Source organism: Xanthobacter wiegelii (genome assembly GCF_043193855.2).
GTDB lineage: Bacteria > Pseudomonadota > Alphaproteobacteria > Rhizobiales > Xanthobacteraceae > Xanthobacter > Xanthobacter flavus_A.
Genome location: NZ_CM195529.1, coordinates 71,557 through 96,100, shown reverse-complemented (window position 1 = coordinate 96,100; position 24,544 = coordinate 71,557). Strand labels below are relative to the sequence as shown.

Annotated in this window: 20 protein-coding genes; 11 read left to right on the top strand and 9 right to left on the bottom strand. The window is 69.0% G+C overall.

From position 1 onward, the window contains the following. Window positions 1–87: 87 nt before the first annotated feature. The 3 genes from V5F63_RS00460 to mraY are packed head-to-tail and all read left to right on the top strand — an operon-like array spanning window position 88 to window position 4,134. A complete protein-coding gene (locus V5F63_RS00460) occupies window positions 88–1,584 on the top strand; it encodes a UDP-N-acetylmuramoyl-L-alanyl-D-glutamate--2,6-diaminopimelate ligase (RefSeq protein WP_394101259.1) in 1,497 nt (498 codons plus the stop codon). After that, window positions 1,581–3,041, top strand: a complete 1,461-nt coding sequence (locus V5F63_RS00455; protein ID WP_209487035.1) for a UDP-N-acetylmuramoylalanyl-D-glutamyl-2,6-diaminopimelate--D-alanyl-D-alanine ligase — start codon at window positions 1,581–1,583, stop codon at window positions 3,039–3,041. The genes V5F63_RS00460 and V5F63_RS00455 overlap by 4 nt, the downstream gene beginning before the upstream one ends. Window positions 3,042–3,048: 7 nt before the next feature. Further along, window positions 3,049–4,134, top strand: a complete 1,086-nt coding sequence (gene mraY, locus V5F63_RS00450; protein ID WP_209487033.1) for a phospho-N-acetylmuramoyl-pentapeptide-transferase — start codon at window positions 3,049–3,051, stop codon at window positions 4,132–4,134. Between the two features lie 75 nt (window positions 4,135–4,209). Here mraY and V5F63_RS00445 read toward each other — a convergent pair whose 3' ends face one another. After that, on the bottom strand, window positions 4,210–4,431 hold the full coding sequence (locus tag V5F63_RS00445) for a YgaP family membrane protein (RefSeq protein WP_209487028.1): 222 nt from the start codon (window positions 4,429–4,431) through the stop codon (window positions 4,210–4,212). Between the two features lie 202 nt (window positions 4,432–4,633). Here V5F63_RS00445 and murD point away from each other — a divergent pair, with 202 nt between their 5' ends. From murD to V5F63_RS00415, 6 genes are all read left to right on the top strand, one after another. Continuing rightward, window positions 4,634–6,205 carry a UDP-N-acetylmuramoyl-L-alanine--D-glutamate ligase gene (murD, locus tag V5F63_RS00440; protein ID WP_394101258.1) on the top strand — a complete coding sequence of 524 codons (1,572 nt, stop codon included), beginning with the start codon at window positions 4,634–4,636 and terminating at the stop codon, window positions 6,203–6,205. A gap of 111 nt (window positions 6,206–6,316) precedes the next feature. Continuing rightward, entirely contained in the window at window positions 6,317–7,210 is an 894-nt protein-coding gene (locus V5F63_RS00435) for a TIGR01459 family HAD-type hydrolase (protein ID WP_209487024.1), read from the top strand. Window positions 7,211–7,329: 119 nt separating this feature from the next. Beyond that, window positions 7,330–8,283 (top strand): bifunctional riboflavin kinase/FAD synthetase, encoded by a 954-nt coding sequence (locus tag V5F63_RS00430; protein WP_394101257.1) that lies wholly within the window; start codon window positions 7,330–7,332, stop codon window positions 8,281–8,283. Window positions 8,284–8,339: 56 nt separating this feature from the next. After that, complete coding sequence (locus V5F63_RS00425; RefSeq protein ID WP_394101256.1) at window positions 8,340–9,590, top strand: aminotransferase class I/II-fold pyridoxal phosphate-dependent enzyme; 1,251 nt, start codon at window positions 8,340–8,342, stop codon at window positions 9,588–9,590. Window positions 9,591–9,664: 74 nt separating this feature from the next. After that, window positions 9,665–12,082, top strand: a complete 2,418-nt coding sequence (locus V5F63_RS00420) for a DNA translocase FtsK (RefSeq protein ID WP_245327874.1) — start codon at window positions 9,665–9,667, stop codon at window positions 12,080–12,082. A 196-nt stretch (window positions 12,083–12,278) separates the two neighbouring features. After that, complete coding sequence (locus V5F63_RS00415; protein WP_245327280.1) at window positions 12,279–13,082, top strand: outer-membrane lipoprotein carrier protein LolA; 804 nt, start codon at window positions 12,279–12,281, stop codon at window positions 13,080–13,082. Between the two features lie 28 nt (window positions 13,083–13,110). Here the strand turns inward: V5F63_RS00415 and recR are convergent, their stop codons facing one another. After that, a complete protein-coding gene (gene recR / locus V5F63_RS00410) occupies window positions 13,111–13,716 on the bottom strand; it encodes a recombination mediator RecR (protein WP_394101255.1) in 606 nt (201 codons plus the stop codon). A gap of 692 nt (window positions 13,717–14,408) precedes the next feature. Between recR and V5F63_RS00405 the strand changes: the two genes are divergently transcribed. Then, the gene (locus V5F63_RS00405; protein ID WP_209487016.1) at window positions 14,409–14,873 is read left to right on the top strand and encodes a Ros/MucR family transcriptional regulator; all 465 of its coding nucleotides are present in this window, start codon (window positions 14,409–14,411) and stop codon (window positions 14,871–14,873) included. 106 nt (window positions 14,874–14,979) lie between these two features. Here the strand turns inward: V5F63_RS00405 and V5F63_RS00400 are convergent, their stop codons facing one another. From V5F63_RS00400 to mnmE, 5 genes are all read right to left on the bottom strand, one after another. Further along, window positions 14,980–15,873: a ParB/RepB/Spo0J family partition protein gene (locus V5F63_RS00400; protein WP_394101254.1), complete on the bottom strand. Its 894-nt coding sequence runs from the start codon at window positions 15,871–15,873 to the stop codon at window positions 14,980–14,982. A 26-nt stretch (window positions 15,874–15,899) separates the two neighbouring features. Beyond that, complete coding sequence (locus tag V5F63_RS00395; protein WP_394028429.1) at window positions 15,900–16,754, bottom strand: ParA family protein; 855 nt, start codon at window positions 16,752–16,754, stop codon at window positions 15,900–15,902. Between the two features lie 103 nt (window positions 16,755–16,857). Beyond that, window positions 16,858–17,514 carry a 16S rRNA (guanine(527)-N(7))-methyltransferase RsmG gene (gene rsmG, locus V5F63_RS00390; RefSeq protein ID WP_394101253.1) on the bottom strand — a complete coding sequence of 219 codons (657 nt, stop codon included), beginning with the start codon at window positions 17,512–17,514 and terminating at the stop codon, window positions 16,858–16,860. Between the two features lie 43 nt (window positions 17,515–17,557). Continuing rightward, window positions 17,558–19,435, bottom strand: a complete 1,878-nt coding sequence (mnmG, locus tag V5F63_RS00385; RefSeq protein WP_394101252.1) for a tRNA uridine-5-carboxymethylaminomethyl(34) synthesis enzyme MnmG — start codon at window positions 19,433–19,435, stop codon at window positions 17,558–17,560. 100 nt (window positions 19,436–19,535) lie between these two features. After that, window positions 19,536–20,846, bottom strand: coding sequence for a tRNA uridine-5-carboxymethylaminomethyl(34) synthesis GTPase MnmE (mnmE, locus tag V5F63_RS00380; protein ID WP_394101251.1), 1,311 nt, complete (start codon window positions 20,844–20,846; stop codon window positions 19,536–19,538). Between the two features lie 139 nt (window positions 20,847–20,985). On the opposite strand from mnmE, the gene V5F63_RS00375 reads away from it, so the two are divergent. After that, the gene (locus V5F63_RS00375) at window positions 20,986–22,998 is read left to right on the top strand and encodes a thioredoxin domain-containing protein (protein ID WP_394101250.1); all 2,013 of its coding nucleotides are present in this window, start codon (window positions 20,986–20,988) and stop codon (window positions 22,996–22,998) included. 201 nt (window positions 22,999–23,199) lie between these two features. On the opposite strand, the gene dnaQ is transcribed toward V5F63_RS00375, so the two are convergent. Together dnaQ and coaE are read right to left on the bottom strand one after the other, a co-directional pair. Further along, window positions 23,200–23,922, bottom strand: coding sequence for a DNA polymerase III subunit epsilon (gene dnaQ / locus V5F63_RS00370; protein ID WP_394101249.1), 723 nt, complete (start codon window positions 23,920–23,922; stop codon window positions 23,200–23,202). A 22-nt stretch (window positions 23,923–23,944) separates the two neighbouring features. Beyond that, window positions 23,945–24,544 carry a dephospho-CoA kinase gene (coaE, locus tag V5F63_RS00365; RefSeq protein WP_394101248.1) on the bottom strand — a complete coding sequence of 200 codons (600 nt, stop codon included), beginning with the start codon at window positions 24,542–24,544 and terminating at the stop codon, window positions 23,945–23,947.

Sequence of the window (24,544 nt, the reverse complement as noted above, 5' to 3'; positions counted from 1 at the left end):
CACCGGTGCGGGATCACGTTACCGCCACCGCAGCGGCAGCCCGCGCGGGGTGACAACCGGGGCGGGCGAATGCCAGAAAGGGGTCCGATGACCATGCATTCCCTCGGACAGCTCCTTCCCCTCGGACAGATTCTGGACGGCCACGCCCGCATCCTGACGCCGGACGGCGCGCAGGAGCCCATCACCGGCCTGTCCTCCGACAGCCGGCGCATCACGCCCGGCGATCTGTTCGTCGCCATCCCCGGCACCCATGCGGACGGCACGCGCTTCATCGCCGACGCCATCGCGCGCGGGGCCGCCGCCGTGCTGATGGAGCCGACCGCCCCCGCCCCGAGATTGCCGCCGCAGGTCGCCCTCGCCTTCACGCTGGATGCCCGGCGCTCGCTGTCGCTGGCCGCCGCACGCGTCTATCCGCGCCAGCCGCAGACCATCGCCGCCGTCACCGGCACCGCCGGCAAGACCTCCGTCGCCTTCTTCCTGCGGCAGATCTGGGAGCGGCTCGGCCATCGCGCGGCGTATCTCGGCACCATCGGCCTGGTGAAGCCGGACGGCGCCACCTATGGCAGCCTCACCACGCCCGACCCGGTGGAGCTGCACGCCACCCTCGACGCGCTCGCGGGCGAGGGCGTCACCCACATGGCGCTCGAAGCCTCCTCCCACGGCCTGGACCAGAAACGGCTCGACGGTGTGCGCCTATCCGCCGGCGGCTTCACCAATCTCGGCCGCGACCATCTCGACTATCACCCGACGATGGACGCCTATTTCCGCGCCAAGCTCCGCCTCTTCACCGAGGTGATGCCGCAGGACGCCGGCGCCGTCGCCGTCACCTCCGCCCCCTTCGCCGCGACGGCGCTCGCGTGGGCTGAGACGCGCGGGCTCAGGCTCCTGCCCATCGGCGAGGGCCGGTCGGACGGCATCGACATCGCCGCCGCGACGGGTTCGCCCGCCGGACAGAAAGTGATGTTCGCGGACGGCTCCAGCGCCGTGGTGCCGCTGGTGGGGCGCTTCCAGCTGGACAATGCGCTGCTCGCGGCCGGCCTCGCCATCGCCTGCGGGGCGGACCGGGCGGAGGCCTTCGCCGCCCTCGCCCACCTCACGGGCGTTCCCGGCCGGCTGGAGCGTATCGGCGATGACCCGCGCCGGCCGGTGTTCGTGGACTATGCCCACAAGCCGGAAGCGCTCGCGACCGTTCTCGACACGCTGCGCGCCGCCATCCCCGGCCGGCTGGTGGTGGTGGTCGGCTGCGGGGGCGACCGCGACCGGGGCAAGCGTCCGATCATGGGCGCCATCGCCGCGATGAAGGCGGACGTGGTGATCGTCACCGACGACAACCCGCGCAGCGAAGAGCCGGCGGCGATTCGCGCGGAGGTATTGGAAGGCGCGCGCGGCGCCGGCCGGGGCGACGTGCGGGAGATCGGCGACCGGTCTGAGGCGATCCGGGCCGGCGTCGCGCTGCTGGAAGCCGGGGATGCACTGCTCGTTGCCGGCAAGGGTCACGAAACCGGCCAAATCATCGGCGACCGGACATATCCATTCTCGGACGCGGCGGAAGTCCTCGCCGCCCTCAAGGAGGTCGCGGCATGAGTGCGGACGCGGGTACGGCAGAACAGAAGGGCCGCATCCTCCACAGCGTCGCCGAGATGGTGGCGGCCATGGGGGCGGAGGTGCGCGGCGCGCCGCGCGATGCCACCGGCATCTCCATCGACAGCCGGTCGCTCGCCCGCGGCGACGTCTTCTTCGCCATCGCCGGTGAGAACAGCGACGGCCATGCCTATGTGATCAAGGCGCTGGAGGCCGGCGCCTCCGCCTGCGTGGTGGCGCGCGACAAGGCGGATCAGTTCCCGTCCGACGCCCCCCTCCTCGTGGTGGACGACGTGCTCGCCGCCTTGACCGACCTTGCCCGCGCCAGCCGCGCGCGTTCCAACGCCGGTATCGTTGCCGTGACGGGATCGGTGGGCAAGACCACCACCAAGGAGGCGCTGCGCATCGCCCTCGGCGCCGACGGCGAGACCCACGCCTCCGCCGCCTCCTACAACAATCACTGGGGCGTGCCCCTCTCCCTCGCCCGGCTGCCGCGCGAGGCGCGCTACGGCGTGTTCGAGATCGGCATGAACCATCCCGGCGAGATCACGCCACTGGTGCAGCTGGTGCGCCCGCAGGTGGCCATCATCACCACGGTGGAGGCGGTGCATATCGCGCACTTCTCCGGCATCGAGGAGATCGCCGACGCCAAGGCGGAGATCTTCCAGGGCGTGGAGCCGGGCGGTGCGGTGGTGCTGAATCTCGACAACCCGCTGTTTCCCCGCCTCAAGGCGGCCGCCGAGGCGCAGGGCATCGCCCGCATCGTCACCTTCGGCGAGACGGCCGGCGCCGACGTGCGGCTGAAGGAGGCGGCGCTGCAATCCTATTGCTCGGTGGGCGTCGCCGACGTGATGGGCACGCCGGTGACCTTCAAGGTCGGTATGCCCGGGCGCCATATCGTGCAGAACATGCTGGCGGTGCTCGCTGCGGCGAAGCTGGTGGGCGCCGACCTCGCTCTGGCCGGCCTCGCGCTCTCCCGCATGAAGGCGCCGGCCGGACGCGGCGTCGCGCTGCGCCTTCAGGTAAAGGGCGGGCAGGCGACGCTGCTGGATGAAAGCTACAACGCCAATCCCGCCTCCATGCGCGCCGCCCTCGACGTGCTCAGCCGCACCCCCGTCGGCCCGCGCGGCCGCCGCATCGCGGTGCTGGGCGACATGCTGGAGCTCGGCGACGACGGCGACGCCCACCATGCGGAATTGGCGGAGGCCGTGCGCGCGGCGAAGATCGATCAGGTCTTCTGCTGCGGGCCGCACATGCACGCGCTCTGGCAGGCCCTGCCCTCCGAGCGGCGGGGCGGCTACGCGATCCACGCCTCCCACCTCGAGCCCATGGTGGCCTCCGCCATCCGGGCCGGTGACACGTTGATGGTCAAGGGTTCCAACGGCAGCCGCATGGGACCGCTGGTCAAGAGCCTCGCCGAGCGCTTCCGCGCCGGGGAGGATGCGCTGCTCGAAGGATAGAATTCAGATGCTCCAGTGGCTTGCCGATCTCCACCAGTCCTTCACGGCCTTCAACGTCTTCCGCTACATCACCTTCCGCACCGGCGGCGCGGTGATGACGGCGCTGCTGTTCGTGTTCCTGTTCGGCCCGGCGATGATCTCCATGCTGCGGCTGAAGCAGGGCAAGGGCCAGCCCATCCGCACCGACGGGCCGCAGTCGCATCTGCTCACCAAGAAGGGCACGCCCACCATGGGCGGGCTGATGATCCTCGCCGGCATCGCGGTGGCGACGCTGCTGTGGGCGAACCTCTTCAATATCTACATCTGGGCCGTGCTGCTGGTGATGCTCGGCTTCGGCATGATCGGCTTCTATGACGACTACCTGAAGGTGACGAAGCAGACCCACAACGGCCTCTCCGGCAAGACGCGCCTCGCCATCGAGGCGGTGATCTCCGGCGTCGCCGTGGTCATCATCATGACCATGGGCAAGTCGGGCCTCTCCACCTCGGTAGCCTTCCCCTTCTTCAAGGACCTGCTGCTCAATCTCGGCGTCTTCTTCGCCATCTTCGGCATGTTCGTCATCGTCGCGGCCGGCAATGCGGTGAACCTCACCGATGGTCTCGACGGCCTCGCCATCGTGCCGGTGATGATCGCGGCCGGCACCTTCGGCCTCATCGCCTATCTCTCCGGCAACGTGCGCTTCGCCGACTATCTGCAGATCCATTACGTCGCCGGCGTCGGCGAGCTGGCGGTGGTCTGCGGCGCGGTGATGGGGGCCGGCCTCGGCTTCCTGTGGTTCAACGCCCCACCCGCCCAGGTCTTCATGGGCGACACCGGCTCGCTGGCGCTGGGCGGCCTGCTCGGCACGGTGGCGGTGGCCACCAAGCACGAGATCGTCCTCGCCGTGGTGGGCGGCCTGTTCGTGCTGGAGGCCGTCTCGGTGATCGTGCAGGTGGCCTCGTTCAAGCTCACCGGCAAGCGGGTGTTCAAGATGGCGCCCATCCACCACCATTTCGAGCAGCTCGGCTGGACCGAGCCGCAGGTGGTGATCCGCTTCTGGATCGTCGCCGTGGTGCTGGCGCTGGCGGGCCTCGCGACGCTGAAGCTGCGGTGAAGGGCGGTATCGACGAACAAAAAGGCCCGTGGGAGCGCCTCCCGCGGGCTTTTTTCAATCAGTCGTCGGGCGCCTTCACCCCCGCCCACACGTATTGATGCCCAGCAGCGGATAGGCCGGGCAGAAGCGGAAGGCGGCGGTGAGCAGCATCACCACGCCCACGGCGCCGATCAGCCAGGTCCAGTTGCCGAGCCCGCCCAGCGCCGGCACGGAGGGGGCCACGAACGGCACCAGGATCAGCACGATCCCGGCGACGAAACGCAGCACGCGATCAAATCCACCCACGTTTGCGACCATCTCGTTCTCCCAAGGTTGGCGCGGCAATCCCGCGTGTCCGTCTCCTACATTCAATAGTATGAATGTCATCCACGGCAAGCAGGGGATTTCCCTTAGGGCGCGCCCCGCCGGCCGTCTGCCTACGAAAGGGGTTCGCACTTTTCCGCATCATGCTCTAGACGAAAGCCCGGAGTGCATTGCCACAACGGACGATTTTACCGCCATGATCCCCGTCACCGTCTTCAAGGATGCCACCATCGCCCTTTTCGGGCTGGGTGGCTCGGGCCTTGCCACAGCAGAGGCGCTCAAGGCCGGCGGCGCCACCGTCGTCGCCTATGACGATTCAGAAGCCTCGCGCCGCAAGGCCGGAGAGGCCGGCATCCCCGTCCAGGATCTGCACGACATCGACTGGACCATCGTCCAGGCCCTCGTGCTGGCGCCCGGCGTGCCGCTGACCCACCCCGAGCCGCACTGGTCGGTGAAGCTCGCGCAGGCGGCGGGCGTCGAGATCATCGGCGACATCGAGCTGTTCTGCCGCGAGCGGCAGGCCATCGCGCGCCGTTCGCCGTTCGTCGCCATCACCGGCACCAACGGGAAGTCGACGACCACGGCGCTCATCACCCACATCCTGCGCGTCGCCGGTCGCGACGTGCAGATGGGCGGCAATATCGGCACCGCCATCCTCTCCCTCGCCCCGCCGAAGCCCGGCCGCGTGCATGTGGTGGAGTGCTCCTCCTACCAGATCGACCTTGCCCCCGGCCTCGACCCCTCCGTGGGCGTGATGCTCAACATCACCCCGGACCATCTCGACCGCCACGGCACCATCGAGAACTACGCGGCGGTGAAGGAACGCCTCGTCACCGGCGTCGAGCAGACCGGCACCGCCGTGGTCGGCGTGGACGACGATTTCTCCGCCGCCATGGCCGACCGCACGGAGCGCGCCGGCAAGCACGTGGTGCGCATCTCGGTCAGGCGTCCCCTGCCCGACGGCATCTGGCGCGAGGGCGAGACGCTGGTGGTGTCCGAAGGCGGCGCCGAGGTGTTCCGCCTGCCCCTCGGCGGCATCGGCTCCCTGCGGGGAACCCACAATGCCCAGAACGCCGCCGCCGCCTATGCCACCTGCCGCGCACTGGGGGTCGCGCCCGAGGTGATCGCTGTGGCGATGAAGCGCTTTCCCGGCCTCGCCCACCGCATGGAAGAGGTGGGCAACAAGGGCAAGGTGCTGTTCGTCAATGATTCCAAGGCGACCAATGCGGACGCCGCCGAGCGGGCGCTGACCAGCTTCACCGACATCTTCTGGATTGCCGGCGGCAAGCCCAAGGCCGGCGGCATCGAACCGCTCGCGCCGTTCTTCGATCGTGTCGCCAAGGCCTATCTCATCGGTGAGGCGGCGCAGGACTTCGCCGCGACGCTGGGGGACGCGGTGCCCCACGAGATCGTCGGCACCCTCGACAAGGCGGTGGAAGCCGCCGCGCGGGATGCGGAGGCCTCCGGCCGCGCGGATGCGGTGGTGCTGCTCTCCCCCGCCTGCGCCAGCTTCGACCAGTATCCCAATTTCGAGGTGCGGGGCGACGCCTTCCGCACGCTGGTGCAGGCGCTGCCCGGCATCGAGGCCCGGACCCGCTCCACCACGCCGGTGGCGCAGAAGGAGCCGCCAAAGGGCGGCGGCCATCCGCACGGAAATCCCCATGGGGGAGGCGGCGGGCATCCCCATGGCATGGGGGGTCATGGTGGGCAGCACGGCGGGCATCCGGGCGGCCATCCCGGTGGTCACCCCGGCAAAGGGCATCCCTGATCCGGCCCGCGCTTCACCGCCGACCTGCGCAGAGCGCGGACCCGCCGGGCGCCCCGGCCTTGTGATTCAAGGCCTTCCATGGCACCTGTGCGCCGCACAATGGAGAGACCGATGGCCGAGACCGGCACCCGCCACCCCCTGCACGCCCCGCCGCTGGTGGAGGGCCTCTCCGCATTCTCCGGTGACTACGACCTGATCCTCTGCGATGTCTGGGGCGTGCTGCACAATGGCGTCGCGGCCTTTCCCGCCGCCTGCGAGGCGCTGACGAAGGCGCGGGCCGGCGGCGCGACCGTGGTGCTGGTCTCCAACGCGCCGCGGCCCAACCGCTTCATCATGGGCATGCTCGACGGCCTCGGCGTGCCGCGCACCGCCTATGACGCCATCGTCACCTCCGGCGACGTGACGCGCGACATGCTTGAGGCGCGCCCCGGCGCCCGCGTCTATCACCTCGGCCCCGCGCGGGACGTGGGCACGTTCGACGGGCTGGACCTCACCCTCGCCTCCCTTGAGGACGCGGACCTCGTGGTCTGCACCGGCCTCCTCGACGACGACGTGGAGACGCCGGAGGATTATGCCGATGCCCTCGCCGCCATGAAGGCGCGGGAGCTGCCGTTCATCTGCGCCAATCCCGATCTCGTGGTGGAGCGCGGCGACAAGCTCATCTTCTGTGCCGGCGCCATTGCCCAGGCCTATGAGCAGATCGGCGGCAAGGCCTATTGGTGCGGCAAACCCTACCGGCCCATCTACGACACCGCCTTCGCGCGCGCCGAGGTGATCCGCGGCGAGGCGGTGGAGCGCAACCGCGTGCTCGGCATCGGCGACGCGCTGCGCACAGACATCGCCGGCGCCAACGACGCCGGCTTCGACAGCCTCTTCATCTCCGGCGGCATCCATGCGCAGGAGCTGAAATCCATCGACGGCGCCATTCCAGACACCGAATCCCTCGCCGATCTCTTCACCGGCCACGCCCATCCGCGCGGCGTCATGCCCCGCCTCGCGTGGTAGCAGTGCGTTTCTTGTACCGGCGTGCGGTTTGACCGATCCCGAAGGCCGAATATCCTGTCCCGGTGCCGCCGAGGTTCCGGGCATTCCGCAGAACACCAAGGCAAGGCTTGCGCCCGCCGATGACCGTGTCTCTTCCCCCTGATTTCGTGCTGGTGCGTGGCGGCGAACACCTGCCGCCGGCGCTGGCGCGCCCCGTCATCGCCATCGGCAATTTCGACGGCGTGCATCGTGGACATCAGGCGGTATTCGCGGCAGCGCGAACCATGGCGGCCGAGGCGGGCGGGCCGGCGCTGGCGCTGACCTTCGAGCCCCACCCGCGCACCTTCTTCAATCCCGCCGCCGCCCCCTTCCGCCTGACTCCGGCGGCGGAAAAACTGCGCTACATCGCCGACAGCGGCCTCGACGGGGCGATCGTGCTCGAATTTGACGCCGCCCTTGCCGCCATGGAGGCGGAGGATTTCGTGCGCGCGGTGCTGGTGGGCCGCTACGGCGTCGCCGGGATCGCAGTGGGTTTCGATTTCCATTTCGGCCGTCATCGCGCCGGCTCGCCCGCCTTCCTGAAGGAGGCCGGCGAACGACACGGCTTTGCGGTGACCGTGGTCGAGCCCATGCGCGACGAGAACGACGCGATTTCATCCACCGCCGTGCGCAAGGCGCTGGCGGCGGGGCAGGTGGGCCACGCTGCCCACATGCTGGGGCGGCCCTTCGCGGTGACGGCCGAGGTGATCCACGGCGACAAGCGCGGCCGCACCATCGGCTTTCCCACCGCCAACCTCGCCTTGCCGCAGGATCTGGAACTGGCGTTCGGCATCTACGCCGTGCGCGCCGTCACGCCGGCCGGCCGGTTCGACGGCGTGGCGAACTACGGGCGGCGCCCCACCTTCGACAACGGCCGGGCGCTTCTGGAAGTCCACCTGTTCGATTATTCCGGCGACCTCTACGGCCAGTCGCTGGAGGTGGAATTCCACGCCTATATCCGGCCGGAGCTGAAGTTCGACGGCATCGACGCGCTTGTCGCGCAGATCAAGGCCGATGCGCGACAGGCGCGCGAGGTGCTGGGGCATAAAGTCTGACGGATCGCCGGGTTAAGTTAGCCACACCTTAACCGGCTGGTCCCATTCTGGAGCGGATGACGAAGTCCGCCAGAAAAGACCGCAAAGCCGTGCCACCCGCCCCCGCTGCTCCCCCGGAAGACCGCCGCTCGCCCTTCATCCGGCTTGCCGACCTCCTCGCGGGGATCGAGCCGGGGCGCCAGCCGCTGAGCGCCGCCGTGGGCGAGCCGCAGCACGCCATGCCGGATTTCGTCGGTCCGGTCCTCAACAGCAATCTCGCCGGCTTCGGCCGCTATCCGCGTGCCGAGGGCACGCCGACCTTCCGCGCCGCGGCCGCCAGCTGGCTGGCGCAGCGCTACAGGCTGGCGAAGCCGCTCGATGCCGACCGCGAAGTGCTGGCGCTGAATGGCTCCCGCGAGGGCCTGTTCTCCGCCGCCATCGTCGCCCAGCGCCTGGCCGATCCCGCGAAGGGCGCCAATGGCAAGCCGGCCATGCTGCTGCCCAACCCCTTCTATGCCGCTTATGCCGCGGGCGCGGAAGCCGCCGGCTGCGAGGCGGTGGTGATGCCGACCACCAAGGAAAGCGGCTGGCTGCCCGACCTCGACGCCCTCGATCCGGACCTGCTGAAGCGGACGGTCGCCCTCTACATCGCCTCCCCCGCCAATCCGCAGGGCGCCATCGCCTCGGCCGAGTATCTCGGCAAGGCGCTGGAGCTGGCACGGCGCAACGGGGCGTTTCTGTTCTCGGACGAGTGCTATTCGGAAATCTACCTCGGCGCGGAAAGGCCGGCCGGCATCCTTGAAGTGGCCGGCACGGATCTCTCCCGCGTCGTGGCCTTCAACTCCCTGTCCAAGCGCTCCTCCCTGCCCGGCCTGCGCTGCGGCTTCTGCGCCGGTGATCCGGCGTTTCTGAAGGACTTTCTCGCCTTCCGCTGGGTCGCAGCGCCGCAGGTGCCGGAGCCGTTGCAGGCGGTGGCCGTGGCCGCGCTGGAGGACGAGGCCCACGTCGCCCGCTCCCGCGACCTCTATGCCGCGAAGTTCGACCTCGCCGACCGCATGCTCGCCGGCCGCTTCGGCTATGAGCGCCCGGGCGGCGGCTTCTTCCTGTGGCTCGACGTGTCCCACCTTGCCGACGACCACCTGACCGGCGGCGAGGCGGCGGCGGTGAAGCTGTGGCGCGAGCAGGGCCTGCGCACGGTGCCCGGCGGCTATCTCGCCCGTCGCGACCTCACCGGCGCCAACCCCTCCGCCGGGTTCCTGCGCGTCGCGCTGGTCCAGGATCTGCCCACCTGCGAGGAGGTGCTGAAGCGCCTCGTCGCAGCCCTCTGAAGGGAGCCGCGCCGATGCCCATGGCCCGCCGACGCCCGAAGGCAGCCACCGCCGATGCCGTCATCAACAGCCGGATGGATGCGCCTCATCACCATGCGCACCGGCTCGAACTGATCCCGGAGAGCATCCGGCTGGTGGTGCGCCGGCGCGGGCGGGAGATCGTCGGCACCGGCCTCATCCTCGCGACGCTGACCTCCTTCGTGGCGCTCGGCACCTGGTCCGCGACCGACCCGAGCCTCTCCAACGCCACCCATGCCCCGGTGACAAACCTGCTGGGCCGGCCTGGCGCGATCATCGCCGATCTGCTGGTCCAGCTGTTCGGGCTCGCGGCGCTGGCCGTGCTGCTGCCGCCGCTCTATGCCGGCTGGCGGCTCGTGACCCACCGACCCTTCGCTCGCGAGCGGCTGCGCATCACCTGCTGGCTCATCGGCGTGCTGGGCACCACCGCATTCCTCGGCGCCATCCCCCAGCCCGAGCATTGGCCGGGCCTCACCGGTCTCGGCGGCGCTTTGGGCGATCTCTTTCCACGCGCCTTCGGCGTGATGCGGGGCGGCGCGCTCGCCGGCCTCGATTCCATGCTCATCGGGGCCGCCGGCCTCGCGATCGGGGCCGCCGGCCTGTTCTTCGCCCTGAGCGGCGGCCGGCGCACGCCGCTGAAGCTCGCTCCCGCCTCCGAGCTGCCGGGCGAGGTGGGCGACGAGGACGAGGAGGACGACGGCACCGCCGTTTCCCTCGGCGCCCTCACCCATACCTTCCTGTCGTGGAAGGCGCGCCTCTCCGGCGCCGGCCTCGCCCGCCGGCCCCTGCCCGCCGCCACCTCGGCCGCGCCCGCCGAAAGGCCGGGCCAGCGGCAGGAGCCGCGCCTGGAGGGTGCCATCGCGCCCGCGCCCCACGATCTCCCCGATGCCCCGCTGGAGGCCCCGCCCGAAGGCGCCGCCGCCCGCCGCCGGGCCGCCCGTCGTGGCGGCCGCCGCGCCGGCTACCAGCATCCCTCCCTCGATCTGCTGACGCCCGCGCCCCCCGCCAAGGCCCCCGCCATGAGCCCGGAGGCCCTCTCCGGGACCGCGCGCGAGCTGGAGGCGACGTTGCAGGACTTCGGCGTGCGCGGCGAGATCGGCCAGGTGCGCCCCGGCCCGGTGGTGACGCTCTATGAGCTGGAGCCCGCGCCCGGCATCAAGTCGTCCCGCGTCATCGGCCTCGCCGACGATATCGCACGCTCCATGAGCGCCGTGTCCGCCCGCGTCGCGGTGGTGCCGGGCCGCAATGCCATCGGCATCGAGCTGCCCAACCAGAAGCGCGACAAGGTGCTGCTGCGCGAGCTGATCGCCACCAAGGATTTCGGCGATACCGGGCACAAGCTCGCCATCGCGCTGGGCAAGACCATCGGCGGCGATCCGGTGATCGTCGACCTCGCCCGCATGCCGCACCTGCTGGTGGCCGGCACCACCGGCTCGGGCAAGTCGGTGGCCATCAATACCATGATCCTGAGCCTGCTTTACCGGCTGAAGCCGGAACAGTGCCGGCTCATCATGGTCGATCCCAAGATGCTGGAGCTGTCCGTCTATGACGGCATCCCCCATCTTCTTGCCCCCGTCGTCACCGATCCGAAGAAGGCGGTGGTGGCGCTGAAGTGGGCGGTGAAGGAGATGGAGGACCGCTACAAGAAGATGTCGAAGCTGGGCGTGCGCAACATCGACGGCTTCAACGCCCGGGTGAAGGACGCCAGCGAGAAGGGCGAATCCATCGCCCGCACGGTGCAGACCGGCTTCGACCACGAGACCGGCGAAGCCATCTACGAGAGCGAGGAGATGAACCTCGAGCCCCTGCCCTACATCGTCGTCATCGTCGACGAGATGGCCGACCTGATGCTGGTCGCCGGCAAGGACATCGAGGGCGCCATCCAGCGCCTTGCCCAGATGGCCCGCGCGGCGGGCATCCATCTGGTGATGGCCACGCAGCGCCCGTCCGTGGACGTCATCACCGGCACCATCAAGGCGAACTTCCCCACCCGCATCTCCTTCCAGGTGACCTCGAAGATCGACAGCCGCACCATCCTCGGCGAGATGGGCGCCGAGCAGCTGCTGGGCCAGGGCGACATGCTCTACATGGCCGGCGGCGGCCGCATCAGCCGCGTGCACGGCCCCTTCGTCTCCGACGAGGAGGTGGAGAGCGTGGTGAAGCACCTCAAGGCCCAGGGCGCGCCCTCCTACGTGGAGGCGGTGACCGCCGAGGATGCGGAGGATGAGGACGGCGACGGCGCCGTGTTCGACAAGGGCGGCATGGGCGACGAGGGCATGGACCTCTATTCCCAGGCGGTGGCGGTGGTGATGCGCGACCGCAAATGCTCCACCTCCTATATCCAGCGCCGGCTTCAGATCGGCTACAATCGCGCGGCTTCGCTGGTCGAGCGCATGGAGAAGGAGGGCCTTGTCGGCTCGCCCAATCACGCCGGCAAGCGGGAGATCCTGCTGCCCGAGCAGGCAGCCGAGTAGGCGCGTTGCGTCACATTCCCGCGTGAGCGGTTCCCGGTTCCGGTTGCAGCTTCGGCCGAACCGGAACACAAGCGGCGCTGGGCGGTTTTCCCGGGCGTCGGCAAGGCCACAGGTTCGCCATAGCCCGGCCGCAAGTTGCGTATTAGACCCCTGTCCATCCGATCAGCCCGCGCGGGGCGGGATCGGAGCGTCGGGAATGACCTTCCTGCCCGCGACACGCCCTGCGCCAGAGATGCCCATGATGCTCATCCGCTCCGCCGCCACCCGCTTCACCCCCCGCGAGGCCCGCGTCCCGTCGGCGAAGACGCGCCGCGCCGGCGCCGCCGGCCTGCTGCTGGCGCTGGGGCTGGTCGCGGCTGTTCCTGCCGTCGCCCAGACGGTGCAGCCCCCCGGCGACCTCATGCGACCCCAGGGCCAGGCGAAGGGTGCGGCTCCCGTTGCCGTGGCGCAGCCGGCCGATGGCCGCGCGCCGAAGGCGACCGTGGAGCGCATCACCAGCTACTTCAATTCGGTGCAGTCCATGACCGGCACCTTCACCCAGATCGACCCGGACGGCTCCAAGCGCACCGGCGACTTCTACATGCAGAAGCCCGGACGCGTGCGTTTCGAATACGATGCGCCGAGCCCGGTGGAGCTGATCTCCAACGGCCAGTCGGTGGCCGTGCGCGACCGCAATCTCAACACCCAGGACATCACGCCCCTGTCGCAGACGCCGCTGCGCTTCCTGCTGGCGGAGCGCATCGACCTCGGCACCGAGCCGCATGTGACCGGCATCTTCCAGGACGACCGCTTCGTGACTGTGGTGATGCAGGAAACCGTGCCCATGTTCGGCACCTATCGTCTGCTGATCCTGTTCGACGCCAAGACCTCGGCGCTGAAGCAGTGGGTCGTGACCGATCCGCAGGGCTACGACACGCAGGTCTCGCTGTCGAACGTGCAGGTGAACAAGCGCCCGGACCCCAAGCTGTTCGTCATCAATTTCGAGCGGATGCTGCAGTGAAAGCTGGGGAAGACTGACACTCCGCCGATCACATCTGCGTGCGTGCGCGGATGGCGGCGGAGAGGGTGCCTTCGTCCAGATAATCGAGTTCGCCGCCCACGGGAACGCCCTGCGCGAGGCGGGTGATACGGGCGCCGGTGTCGCGCAGGACATCGGTGAGGTAATGGGCCGTCGTCTGCCCGTCCACCGTGGCGCCGAGCGCCAGGATGACTTCCGAGACCTCCTGTGCGTGCACGCGGGTGACGAGGCTGGCGATATTCAGGTCGTCCGGCCCCACGCCGTCCAGCGGCGAGAGAACGCCCCCCAGCACATGATAACGGGCATTGAGAACGCCAGCGCGTTCCAGGGCCCAGAGATCGCCCACGTCCGCCACCACCACCAGCGTGCGCCCGTCGCGCGAGGGGTCGGTGCAGACCGTGCAGGGATCCGTCACGTCCACGTTGCCGCACGTCCGGCAGGTGACGATCTTGCCGATGGCATCGCCCAGCGCCGTCGCCAGCGGCGCCATGAGCGCCTCGCGCTTCTTGATGAGGTGCAGGGCCACGCGGCGCGCCGAACGCGGCCCAAGGCCGGGCAGGCGGGCCAGAAGCTGGATCAGACGCTCGATCTCGGGTCCGGCGACGGCGCGTGGCATGGCATCCTCGTCCCCGCCGGGCGGGCGACATTGCACGGCCGATGCCGCTTCGGGAACCGCATCGACCCTTGAACGGTGGCCGCCCCGGCCAGGGCGGAACGACCCCACCTAACCCGGTTCTGCGCGCCACACCAGTGGCCGGGTCCGGAAGTCTCGGCTACGCCAGCGGCAAGCTCAGGCGCGTGATGCGTTCCGTCAAATCAGGACGGCGCCGGGGCGCCGACGTGACGGAAGCCTCGACCGTCTGCCGCATCTGGAAGTTGTACAAATCGGGGCATGTACTTGTTGTCGCCGGCACAGAAAAACAGCGCGCGAAGCCATCGGGCTAGTATCTCCCCGGCTATGGACGCACTGGCTTCGCGGACCATGCACCGGGAACACTTCCCATGGCCGATGTTTTCATCTGTCGAGGCTGCGATTCGCTGATCTGGCATGGATCATTTCGTTCGACGGAGCCGGGCAGGGCCCCTCATCGACCGCCGCAAACTGGCTCTATTGCTCACTTTCCAAGAGTTTTTGGCAGCCGATTGTATTTATAGGACGAGGTGCTATAGATAAACCGCGTAACTTAATCAGCCGATGCGGCGTCTGCCTCGGCGGAGCATGTGGCCGAAGCCATACCGAGCCCGGTCGCATTCCAACCGCTCCCCGCATTGCCAGCTCGCTTTAGCGAAGAACAGAAAGGGACTCCCGTGAGCGACTCCGCGTCCAATACTCCGTCGCCGACCTTCATCGACTTCACCGCGGACATCGTCGCCGCGTATGTGAGCAACAACAGCGTCGCGGCCGCCGAGCTTCCCGGTCTCATCGAGTCCGTCTACCGCGCCCTCGGCCAGCTCGGCACCCCCGCCGCGCCGCAGGTGGAGGAGCAGAAGCCGGCCGTCCCGCTCAAGAAGTCGGTGACGCCCGAATACATCATCTGCCTGGAAGACGGGAAGAAGTTCAAGTCTCTGAAGCGGCACCTGCGCACCAGCTACGGCATGACCCCCGAGGCTTACCGCGAGAAGTGGGGCCTGCCCAAGGATTATCCCATGGTCGCCCCGGCCTATGCTGCGGCCCGCTCGGAACTCGCCAAGAACATGGGCCTCGGCCAGACCCGCAAGAAGGCACCCGTCGCCCCCGCGAAGAAGACGACCCGCCGCAAGGCCGCCGCCTGATTTCAAGATAAGGCCGCGCCTGCGCAAGAAGACGCGGGCCTCATCTTGGAACGCAAAAAAGGCCGGGCAACACGCCCGGCCTTTTCTTTGTCAGCTGCGTTGAACTTCAATCCAGCCCAAGGCGGCGGCAGATCTCGTCGAGCTGGTCGAGGCTGGCATAGCGGATGCGCAGCTCGCCGGCCTCGCCCTTGCCGTCAAGGCTGACGGACAGACCGAGCGCATCGGTAAGCCGTTTCTCCAGCGCCCGCGTATCCGCGCTCTTCCGTTCGGAGGCTGGCGCAGGGACGCCACGGCCCTTCTCCGGCACCACCGGCGGCTTGGCCCTGGAGAGCGCCTCCACATCCCGCACCGTGAGCCCCTTGGAGATCACCTCGCGGGCCACCTTCTCCGGGTCGGCCACGGAGAGGAGCGCGCGCGCGTGGCCGGCGCTGAGCCGCCCCTCCGCCAGGTGCCCCTTCACCGAATCGGGCAGTTTCAGCAGGCGCAGCGTGTTGGCGATGTGGCTGCGGCTTTTGCCGATGACCTTGGAAAGCTCGTTCTGGTTGTATTCGAACTCGTCCATCAGGGCTTCATAGCCCTGCGCCTCTTCGACGGCGTTGAGGTCGGCGCGCTGGACGTTCTCGATGATGGCGATTTCCAGCGCCTCGCGATCGGTGAGCTCCAGCACCACCACGGGAACCTCGTGCAGGCTCGCCCGCTGGGCCGCGCGCCAGCGGCGTTCGCCGGCCACGATCTCGAAGCTGTCCGATCCCTTCAGGGGCCGCACCACGATGGGCTGGATGATGCCCTTCTCGCGGATGGAGGCGGTGAGGTCTTCCAGCCCCTCCTCCAGGAAGGCGCGGCGCGGATTGCGCGGGTTGGCCTTCACCTGCTCGATGGGCACGCGGCGCGGCCCCCCGCGCGGGCCGGAGCTGCGGGCCGGAGCGGCCTGCGGCTCCCCCATCTCGCCGATCAACGCGGCAAGCCCCCGCCCGAGCCGGGAGCGCTGTTCGTCCGCCATCTTGGTCCTGTCCCTCTGGTCTTCCGTCAGGCCGCAGCCGCCGCGCGCGCCGCCCGCTCGCGCTGGATCACTTCCGAGGCGAGCCGCAAATAGGCCTGAGATCCCAGGCACTTGAGATCATAGAGCAAAACCGGCTTGCCATAGGACGGTGCCTCGGACACGCGGACATTGCGGGGAATGATGGTCTCATAGACCTTGTCGCCCATGAATTGCCGCACGTCCTGCACCACCTGTTCCGACAGATTGTTGCGGCCGTCATACATGGTCAGCACGATGCCGTGGATGGTGAGGCTGGGGTTGAGCCCCACCCGCACCTGCTCCACCGTCTTCATCAGCTGGGAGAGGCCCTCCAGCGCGAAGAATTCGCATTGCAGCGGCACGACGATCGCGTCCGCCGCCGCCATGGCGTTCACGGTGAGCAGCGAGAGCGACGGGGGGCAATCCACCAGGACATAGGTGAAGCGCGGCGCCTGTGGATCCGACGCGAGCGCCCTGAGCGCGTCCCGCAGGCGAAAGGCACGGTCGCGCTCCGCGGCGATCTCCAGCTCAAGGCCGGAAAGGTCGAGAGTGGAGGGAGCCACATACAGTTGCGGCACGCCCGTGGGCATCACCGTCTCCTGCATGGAGGCTTCGCCCACCAGCACGTCATAGGTGGAGAGGTTGCGCGAGCGGCGGTCGATGCCAAGACCGGTGGAGGCATTGCCCTGAGGGTCGAGGTCCACCACGAGCACGGTCTCGCCGATGGCCGCGAGGGCGGTGCCGAGGTTGATCGCCGTCGTGGTCTTGCCGACGCCGCCCTTCTGGTTGGCCAGCGCCAGCACGCGCGGGGCGCCCGCCGGCTTGGAAAGATCGGCTTTCGCGGAATGGTCAGCCTGGCTCATGGCCCATGGTCCCCTAGGATCTGATCCCGCGAGCGCGGGCCAGCGGTGTCGAACGTCCACTGAGCGGCGCCGGCCCTATGGGCGCGCCTTCCCGGTGGGGCGGCTACTTGCTGTTGCGCCGGGCGCTTCGGACGAGAAGAACCCGCGCCTCTCGGTCGCTGACGCTGGCGCGAAGATCGCAATCGAGTGTCCAGCCTTTACGGGCCTCGGTCAATTCGCGTTCAGCGTCGCGCCCCTTGGGAAATACCCCGAGGGCGCCGGCGGTGAGGAAAGGCTCAGCCAGCTCCAGAAGCTTGGGCAGGGGCGCCAGCGCACGGGCGGACACCACCTCGGTGCCCGGCGCAAGCATTTGAGCCACCTGCTCGATTCGGTGGGCATGAACCGTCACCGGCAGTTCCGCCACCCGCGCCACCTCGCGCAGGAAGGCCGACTTGCGCGTGTCGCTCTCCACCAGATGAACATCGGCCCCCGGCCGCTCCGAGAGCGCGGCCGCCACCACGAGCCCGGGAAATCCGCCGCCCGAACCGAGGTCCACCCACCGTGTCGAATCGGCTGCAACATGGTTAATCAATTGCAGCGAATCGGCGATGTGGCGGCTCCACACCTCGGACAACGTCGCCGGGGCAACGAGATTGATGGTCTTCTGCCATTTGCGCAGCAGCTCCACGATGAGGCCGAGACGGCGGAATGTTTCACGTGAAACCGCCGCCTCGACAGCCGCGCGCGCGGCATCGTCTGCGACTGCCCCGGTCGGCTTCATGCACGTGCCTCCATCCCCATGATCCACAGCACGCGCGAGACGTTCATGCGGAGCGTCCGCCCGCCCGACGCGCGTGGGTGGCAATGAGGGCGAGGGCTGCCGGGGTCATCCCCTCCATCCGCCCGGCCTGACCGACAGTCCTTGGCCGCACGCGCTCCAGCTTCTGCTTCAGCTCGTTGGAGAGACCAGGCAGGTCGATATAGGACAGCTCCTCCGGAAGAGCGAGCGCCTCGTCCTTGCGCAAGGTCTGGATGTCGGCCGCCTGCCGCTCCAGATAGACCGCGTACTTCGCATCGATCTCCACCTGTTCGGCGATGGCCTGGGGCAGAGCCTTCAGCTCGGGCCAGATCGCCGCGAGGCGGTCCATGTCGATGTCGGGATAGGCGAGAAGGTCGAAGGCCGACCGGCGCTGGCCGTCTCGGTTCAGGGCCAACCCGTGCCGCGCACCCTCCGACGGTGTCAAGGCGAGGCTGCGGGTGAGCGCACGCGCCGCCTCCAGCGCCTGGGTGCGCCCGTCGAAATGCGTCAGCCGTTCGCCCCCGACCAGCCCCAGTGCGGCGCCACGGGCGGTCAGGCGCTGGTCGGCATTGTCAGCCCGCAGCGTGAGCCGATACTCGGCGCGCGAGGTGAACATGCGATACGGCTCGCTGACGCCGCGCGTGACGAGATCATCCACCATCACGCCCAGATAGGCCTCGGCGCGGTCGAATACGGTGCCGTCTGACCCGCCGGCCCGACGCGCCGCATTGACACCGGCCAGCAGACCCTGCGCGGCGGCTTCCTCGTAGCCCGTTGTCCCGTTGATCTGCCCGGCGAGGAAAAGCCCGGCGACGCGCTTCGTCTCGAGCGTCGGGCCAAGCTCGCGCGGGTCCACATGATCGTATTCGATGGCATAGCCCGGCCGCATCACCTCGACCCGCTCCAGGCCGGGGATGGTGCGCAGGAAGGCGATCTGCACATCGGCGGGCAGGGAGGTGGACAGGCCGTTCGGATAAACCGTGGGATCGTCCAGCCCCTCCGGTTCCAGGAAGATCTGGTGGCCGTCGCGATCGCCGAAGCGGACGATCTTGTCTTCGATGGAGGGGCAGTAGCGCGGCCCGGTGCTGCCGATGCGACCGGAATACATGGCCGAGCGGGAGAGGTTCTCCCGGATCAGCGCATGCGTTGCGTCCGTCGTGCGGGTGATGCCGCACTCGACTTGAGGGTTCGGCAGGCGGGTGGTCAGCGCCGAAAAAGGCTCGGGCGGATCATCGCCCGCCTGCATCTCCAGGCTGGCCCAATCGATGGTGCGGCCATCAAGCCGGGCCGGCGTGCCGGTCTTAAGCCGGCCGAGGGCGAGGCCGAGGCGCGCGAGGGCAGGGGAGAGGCCAAGCGCCGGCTTCTCGCCCATGCGGCCGGCGGGAGTGCTCTCCTCGCCGAGATGGATCAGCCCATTGAGGAAAGTGCCCGTGGTGAGCACCACTGCGCCGCATGTGAGCGCCCGGCCATCGGCGAGGCGAAGTCCGGCCACGCGGCCTTCCTTGACCAGAAGGTCGTCCGCCTCACCTTCGATCACCACGAGCCCCGGCTGCTCGGTGAGCGCCTGCTGCATGGCCCGCGCATAGAGCTTGCGATCGGCCTGGGCGCGCGGCCCGCGCACGGCCGGACCCTTGCGGCGGTTGAGAACGCGAAACTGGATACCGCCCTGATCCGCCACGCGGCCCATCAACCCATCCAGCGCATCGATCTCGCGGACCAGATGGCCCTTGCCGAGCCCTCCGATGGCGGGATTGCACGACATGGCGCCGATGGTGGCGAAGGCATGGGTGACCAGCGCCGTGCGCGCGCCGACCCGCGCCGCGGCAGCGGCGGCTTCGCATCCGGCGTGTCCGCCACCAACGACAATGACATCGAAGGCGAGCGGCGGGGGCGTTTCGGTCATGGCGGTCCGCGAGAGAAGAGACGTGCCCTCTGGAAACGCCGGTTCTGGGGCGGCGTCAAGGCGGGGGTGAATGTTTCACGTGAAACACCCTCGGGCGTCGCTATTTCCCGATGCAGAAGGTGCTGAAAAGGGCGTCCAGCACGTGCTCCACATCCACCCGGCCGATGGTCTCGTCCAGCGCCCGGACCGCGAGCCGCACATCTTCTGCCCGCAATTCCTCGTGGCCGCCGAAGTCGCCCGTCGCACGCGCCAGATGGTGCGCGGCCCGCTCCAGAGCGAGCCGCTGGCGCTCCCGCGTCACCAGCGCCGGTTCGCGTCCGCACAAGGCCTCGGCGCGTGCCGCGAGAGCTTCCACGATGTCTTCGAGGCCGCGATCGGTGGCGACCGACAGGCCGATGAAGCCTTCCGGCACCGGCCCGCCCCGGTCGATCTTCGTCCGCACCCGGATGGCGGAGGCGAAGGCGGCGGGCGGGTTTTCTCCCGTTTCGCTCAGCCACAGCACGGCGTCGGCGGCCTCGGCCCGGGCGAGCGCGCGGCGCACGCCTTCGGCCTCCACGGCGTCCGCCGTCTCGCGCAGGCCGGCGGTGTCGAGGAGGGTCACAGCCTGTCCGGCGAGTTCCAGATGCACCTCCAGCACATCACGCGTCGTTCCCGGAATGGGGGAAACGATGGCCGCCTCCCGCCCTGCGAGGCGATTCAGCAGGGTCGATTTCCCCGCATTGGGCGGCCCCGCTATGGCGACGACGAGGCCATCCCGCACCCGCTCCCCGCGCTCGGCATCGGCCAGCGCGGCGCCAAGTTCGTTTCCCATGGCGCGGAGGATATCCAGCGCGGGCCGGGCCACATCCTCCGCCACGTCCGCCTCGTCGGAAAAATCGATGCCCGCTTCCAGCAGGGCGAGGGCGGAGACGAGCTTACCCCGCCAGGCCGCCACGCGGCCGGAAAGCACGCCGGAGGCCAGCGCCAGGGCCTGCCGGCGCTGGGCCTCCGTCTCGGCGGCGATGAGGTCGGCGAGCCCCTCCACCTCGGCGAGGTCGAGCTTTCCATTCTGGTGAGAGCGCCGTGTGAACTCGCCCGCCCCGGCCGGACGCAGGCCGGGAAGCATGCCGAGGGCGCGCAGCACCGCCGCCACCACGGCCCGCCCGCCGTGAAGATGAAGCTCCACCACATCTTCCCCCGTCGCGCTGGCGGGGCCGGGGAAGAAGAGCACCAGACCGCGATCGAGCGGCTCACCGCTCGCGGGATGATGGAGGGCGCAATAGCGAGCCACGCGGGGCGGGGGCAGGGTACTGGACAGGGCCAGCGCGGCCGCCGCAGCCTCAGGCCCGGAGACGCGCACCACGGCGACGCCGGCAGGCAGGCGCCCGGAGGACAAAGCGAAGATGGTGTCACTCGTGGCGTCACCGGGCATGGCCTGATCCTCCGGGCGGATGGCTGCGGATTTGCACGGTGCAGCCAAAGCCGCCATGCGTCGTGTGTTTCATTGCCCGAACCATTATCCCGCCAACCCGTTGCCTTCAAAGCCGGTCCGAAGCCGAAGGATTCCCGACATGAGCCTCAATCGCCTCTCCCGCGAGACGAGCCCCTACCTGCTCCAGCATCGTGACAATCCGGTGCATTGGTGGGCGTGGGGGGACGAGGCGTTTGCAGAGGCGCGCGCCACGGGCAAGCCCATCCTCCTGTCCGTGGGCTACGCCGCCTGCCACTGGTGCCATGTGATGGCCCACGAGAGCTTCGAGAATGCCGAAACAGCGGCGGTGATGAATGCGCTGTTCGTGAACATCAAGGTGGATCGGGAGGAGCGGCCGGACGTGGACCAGATCTACATGTCCGCGCTCCAGCAGCTGGGGCAGAGCGGCGGCTGGCCGCTCACCATGTTTCTCGATCCGGCTGGCCGGCCGTTCTGGGGCGGCACCTATTTTCCGCCCAAGGCGAGCTATGGACGGCCCGGCTTTGTCGACGTCCTCCGGCAGGTCTCGGCCGTCTTCACCGAGAGCCCGGAGAAGGTGGAGAAGAACGCCCAGGCCATCCTCGCGCGGCTGAAGACGGCGGGCCAGCCGACGAAGGGTGCCGCCATCGGCATCGACGATCTGGACGATGCCGCCCGGCGCCTCGTGCCGCTGATCGATCCCGTGCACGGCGGCCTGAAGGGCGCGCCGAAGTTTCCGCAATCGGGGCTGCTCGAACTTCTCTGGAGGGCCGGCACCCGCAATCGCGACGACGCCATGAAGGCGCTCGTCGCCCTTACCCTCAACCGCATGTGCGAGGGCGGCATCTATGATCATCTGGGCGGCGGTTTCGCGCGCTATTCCGTCGACGAGATCTGGTTCGTCCCGCACTTCGAAAAGATGCTCTACGATAACGCGCTGCTGCTGGAGCTGCTGGCGCTCGCCCATGCCGACACCGGCGACGCGCTCTTTCTCCAGCGCGCCCGCGAGACGGTCGGCTGGCTCAAGCGGGAGATGCTCGCCCGCTCCGGCGCCTTCACCGCCAGCCTCGATGCCGATTCCGAAGGGCATGAGGGGCGCTTCTACGTCTGGTCGCTGGCGGAGATCGAGGAGGTGCTGGGGGCAGAGGACGCTGCCTTCTTCGCGCGCATCTACGACGTGACCAAGGCCGGCAACTGGGAGGCGGGCAACATCCTCAACCGGACCGATGCCGGGGTCGTCTCCGCCGCGGACGAGGCGCGGCTGCTCCCCCTGCGTGAAAAGCTGCTTGCGCGCCGCGCGGAGCGGGTGCGGCCGGGGCGGGACGACAAGGTTCTGGCGGACTGGAATGGCCTCATGATCGCCGCGCTCGCCCGCGCCGGCGCCTTCCTGGGCGAGGACGAGTGGGTCGATACCGCACGCACAGCCTTCGGCGCTGTGACGGCGCATATGGTGGAGGGTGGGCGGCTCGCCCATTCGTGGTGCGGCGACAAGATGGTGGTGCCTGGCCTTGCCTCCGACCTCGCGGCCATGGCGCGGGCGGGCATCGCGCTGGCCGAGGCCACCGGCGACAAGGCACCTTTCCGGCTGGCTGGCGTGTTCCTCGACACGCTGGAAAAGCACCATCTCGATCCGGCGACCGGCACCTATTTCCTCACCGCCGATGACGGAGACAGCCTCATCGTCCGGCCCTCGGCGACCCATGACGAGGCCGTGCCGAACTACAATGCCGTGGCCGCCGACGCTCTCATCCGCCTCGCGGCGCTCACCGGCGACGACAGCCTGCGCACGCGCGCCGACCGCATCCTCGCCGGCCTGTCGGGTGCGGCGGCGCGCAATGTGCTCGCCCATGGCGCGACTCTGAACGCCATCGCAACGCGGCTGGGCCTCGCCGAGATCGTCACCACCGGCGCGAAAGGGGAGGCCTTGGCGAAGGCTGCGCTCAAGGTGCCGTTCCCGCTTCGGGTGGTGGTCCGCGCCGAAGGCGTCACGGCGGTCGCCGGCAGCGTCATGGCGGCCCGGATCGCGTCGGCGCCGGACGGCGGAGCGGCCTTCGTGTGCGTCGGAGAGCGCTGTTCGCTTCCCGTGACCGAGCCGGACGGGCTGGCGGCGGCAGTGTCGGTGATTTTGGCCTGAAATGGTTCTCGTGAGCACGCGGAGTGAGATGGTGCCCTTTCAAATCACTTCAGAGGGCGACTGGCGGCCAATCAAAATCGGATGACCGATGAGCCGGACCCGACATCATTTCGCCGTCAGCGGCCTTCCTAATCGATCAACTTTTAATTGAATTTCAGTTGTAATCGTAATCATGGGATGCAGCGCCGACCGGTCGACAAATCAGCTTGCCGTTTTCTCAGCCGCGGGCACCTCGGCGTACTTCAGCCAGATCGCCTTGTCGCCGAGCGCCGCGACGAAGGCGGCATGGGCTTCTGATTCGGCGGCACTGATGCGCGGGGGCAGGGGAACGGGACGCGGATGCGCCGCGCGGGCCTCCACCACGAGGCGGGGCGCTTCCGTCGTCTCCTCCACCAGGCCGATCAGGCTCGCCTGCCGCCCGCCGAGCAGCTCGCTGTAGACCTCGGCCAGCAGCTCCGCATCGAGGAGCGCCCCATGCTTCACACGGCGGGACGAATCGATGCCGTAGCGGTTCATCAGATCATCAAGGCGATTGCCGCCGCCGGGATGCTTGCGGCGGGCGAGCGCCAGCGTATCGATGACCCGGTCGCGGGCGATGGTTGGGCGGCCGAGACGCTCCAGCTCTGCGTTCAGGAAGCCGATGTCGAACGCCGCGTTATGGATGACCAAAGTATCGTTCTGGATGAACTCCAGGAATTCATCGGCAACCTGCGAGAAAATCGGCTTGTCGGATAGAAATTCCGACGACAGGCCGTGCACGTTGAACGCCTCCTGCGGCATGTCCCGCTGGGGGTTGATATAGACGTGGAAGACATTGCCGGTGAGGATGCGGTTGACCATCTCGACGCAGCCGATCTCCACCAGCCGGTCGCCGCCATAGGCCTCAAGGCCCGTGGTCTCGGTGTCGAGAACGATCTCGCGCATGACTTCCTCTCAGCCCTTCCCCTCAACCCTGCCGCCGACCCGGCCCGGACAGCGCGCGCACGATGCCCTCCACCTGATGCGAGGCGGCGGCAAAGCCGCGCCCGGTATCGATGACGAAATGGGCGCGGCGGCGCTTCTCCGCGTCCGGCATCTGCTTTGCGAGAATGGTCGCGAATTTCTCGTCCGTCATGCCCTCGCGGGCGAGCACCCGCTCGCGTTGCACAGCTTTCGGCGCGCTGACCACAGCCACGGCATCGACGCGCCCGTCGCCGCCCGTCTCGAAGAGGAGAGGGATGTCCAGCACCACGAGGCGCGCCCCGCTCGCCCGGGCCTGTGACAGAAACTCCGTCTCGGCCGCGCGGACCAGGGGGTGCACGATCGCCTCCAGCCGCTTCATGGCCGCGGCATCGCCGAGCACGCGGGCGCCCAGCGCCGCGCGGTCGATGGCGCCATCTCGGGTCACGCCCGGAAATTCTGCCTCCACCGGTCCCACTGCCGCGCCACGGTAGAGCGCGTGGACGGCGGCATCGGCGTCATGCACCGGCACACCCAGCGCGCGAAACATGCGTGCGGTGGCCGACTTGCCCATGCCGATGGAGCCGGTAAGGCCGAGAACCCACAT

Coding starts and splice junctions, on each gene's coding strand:
- murD (WP_394101258.1), top strand. CDS start 4,634: ATGATCCCCGTCACCGTCTTCAAGGATGCCACCATCGCCCTTTTCGGG.
- V5F63_RS00455 (WP_209487035.1), top strand. CDS start 1,581: ATGAGTGCGGACGCGGGTACGGCAGAACAGAAGGGCCGCATCCTCCAC.
- V5F63_RS00395 (WP_394028429.1), bottom strand. CDS start 16,754: ATGAGCCAGGCTGACCATTCCGCGAAAGCCGATCTTTCCAAGCCGGCG.
- V5F63_RS00430 (WP_394101257.1), top strand. CDS start 7,330: ATGACCGTGTCTCTTCCCCCTGATTTCGTGCTGGTGCGTGGCGGCGAA.
- mnmE (WP_394101251.1), bottom strand. CDS start 20,846: ATGCCCGGTGACGCCACGAGTGACACCATCTTCGCTTTGTCCTCCGGG.
- V5F63_RS00400 (WP_394101254.1), bottom strand. CDS start 15,873: ATGGCGGACGAACAGCGCTCCCGGCTCGGGCGGGGGCTTGCCGCGTTG.
- coaE (WP_394101248.1), bottom strand. CDS start 24,544: ATGTGGGTTCTCGGCCTTACCGGCTCCATCGGCATGGGCAAGTCGGCC.
- V5F63_RS00425 (WP_394101256.1), top strand. CDS start 8,340: ATGACGAAGTCCGCCAGAAAAGACCGCAAAGCCGTGCCACCCGCCCCC.
- V5F63_RS00420 (WP_245327874.1), top strand. CDS start 9,665: ATGGATGCGCCTCATCACCATGCGCACCGGCTCGAACTGATCCCGGAG.
- V5F63_RS00460 (WP_394101259.1), top strand. CDS start 88: ATGACCATGCATTCCCTCGGACAGCTCCTTCCCCTCGGACAGATTCTG.
- mnmG (WP_394101252.1), bottom strand. CDS start 19,435: ATGACCGAAACGCCCCCGCCGCTCGCCTTCGATGTCATTGTCGTTGGT.
- V5F63_RS00415 (WP_245327280.1), top strand. CDS start 12,279: ATGACCTTCCTGCCCGCGACACGCCCTGCGCCAGAGATGCCCATGATG.
- V5F63_RS00435 (WP_209487024.1), top strand. CDS start 6,317: ATGGCCGAGACCGGCACCCGCCACCCCCTGCACGCCCCGCCGCTGGTG.
- dnaQ (WP_394101249.1), bottom strand. CDS start 23,922: ATGCGCGAGATCGTTCTCGACACCGAGACCACGGGCCTTGAGGCCTAT.
- recR (WP_394101255.1), bottom strand. CDS start 13,716: ATGCCACGCGCCGTCGCCGGACCCGAGATCGAGCGTCTGATCCAGCTT.
- V5F63_RS00375 (WP_394101250.1), top strand. CDS start 20,986: ATGAGCCTCAATCGCCTCTCCCGCGAGACGAGCCCCTACCTGCTCCAG.
- mraY (WP_209487033.1), top strand. CDS start 3,049: ATGCTCCAGTGGCTTGCCGATCTCCACCAGTCCTTCACGGCCTTCAAC.
- rsmG (WP_394101253.1), bottom strand. CDS start 17,514: ATGAAGCCGACCGGGGCAGTCGCAGACGATGCCGCGCGCGCGGCTGTC.
- V5F63_RS00445 (WP_209487028.1), bottom strand. CDS start 4,431: ATGGTCGCAAACGTGGGTGGATTTGATCGCGTGCTGCGTTTCGTCGCC.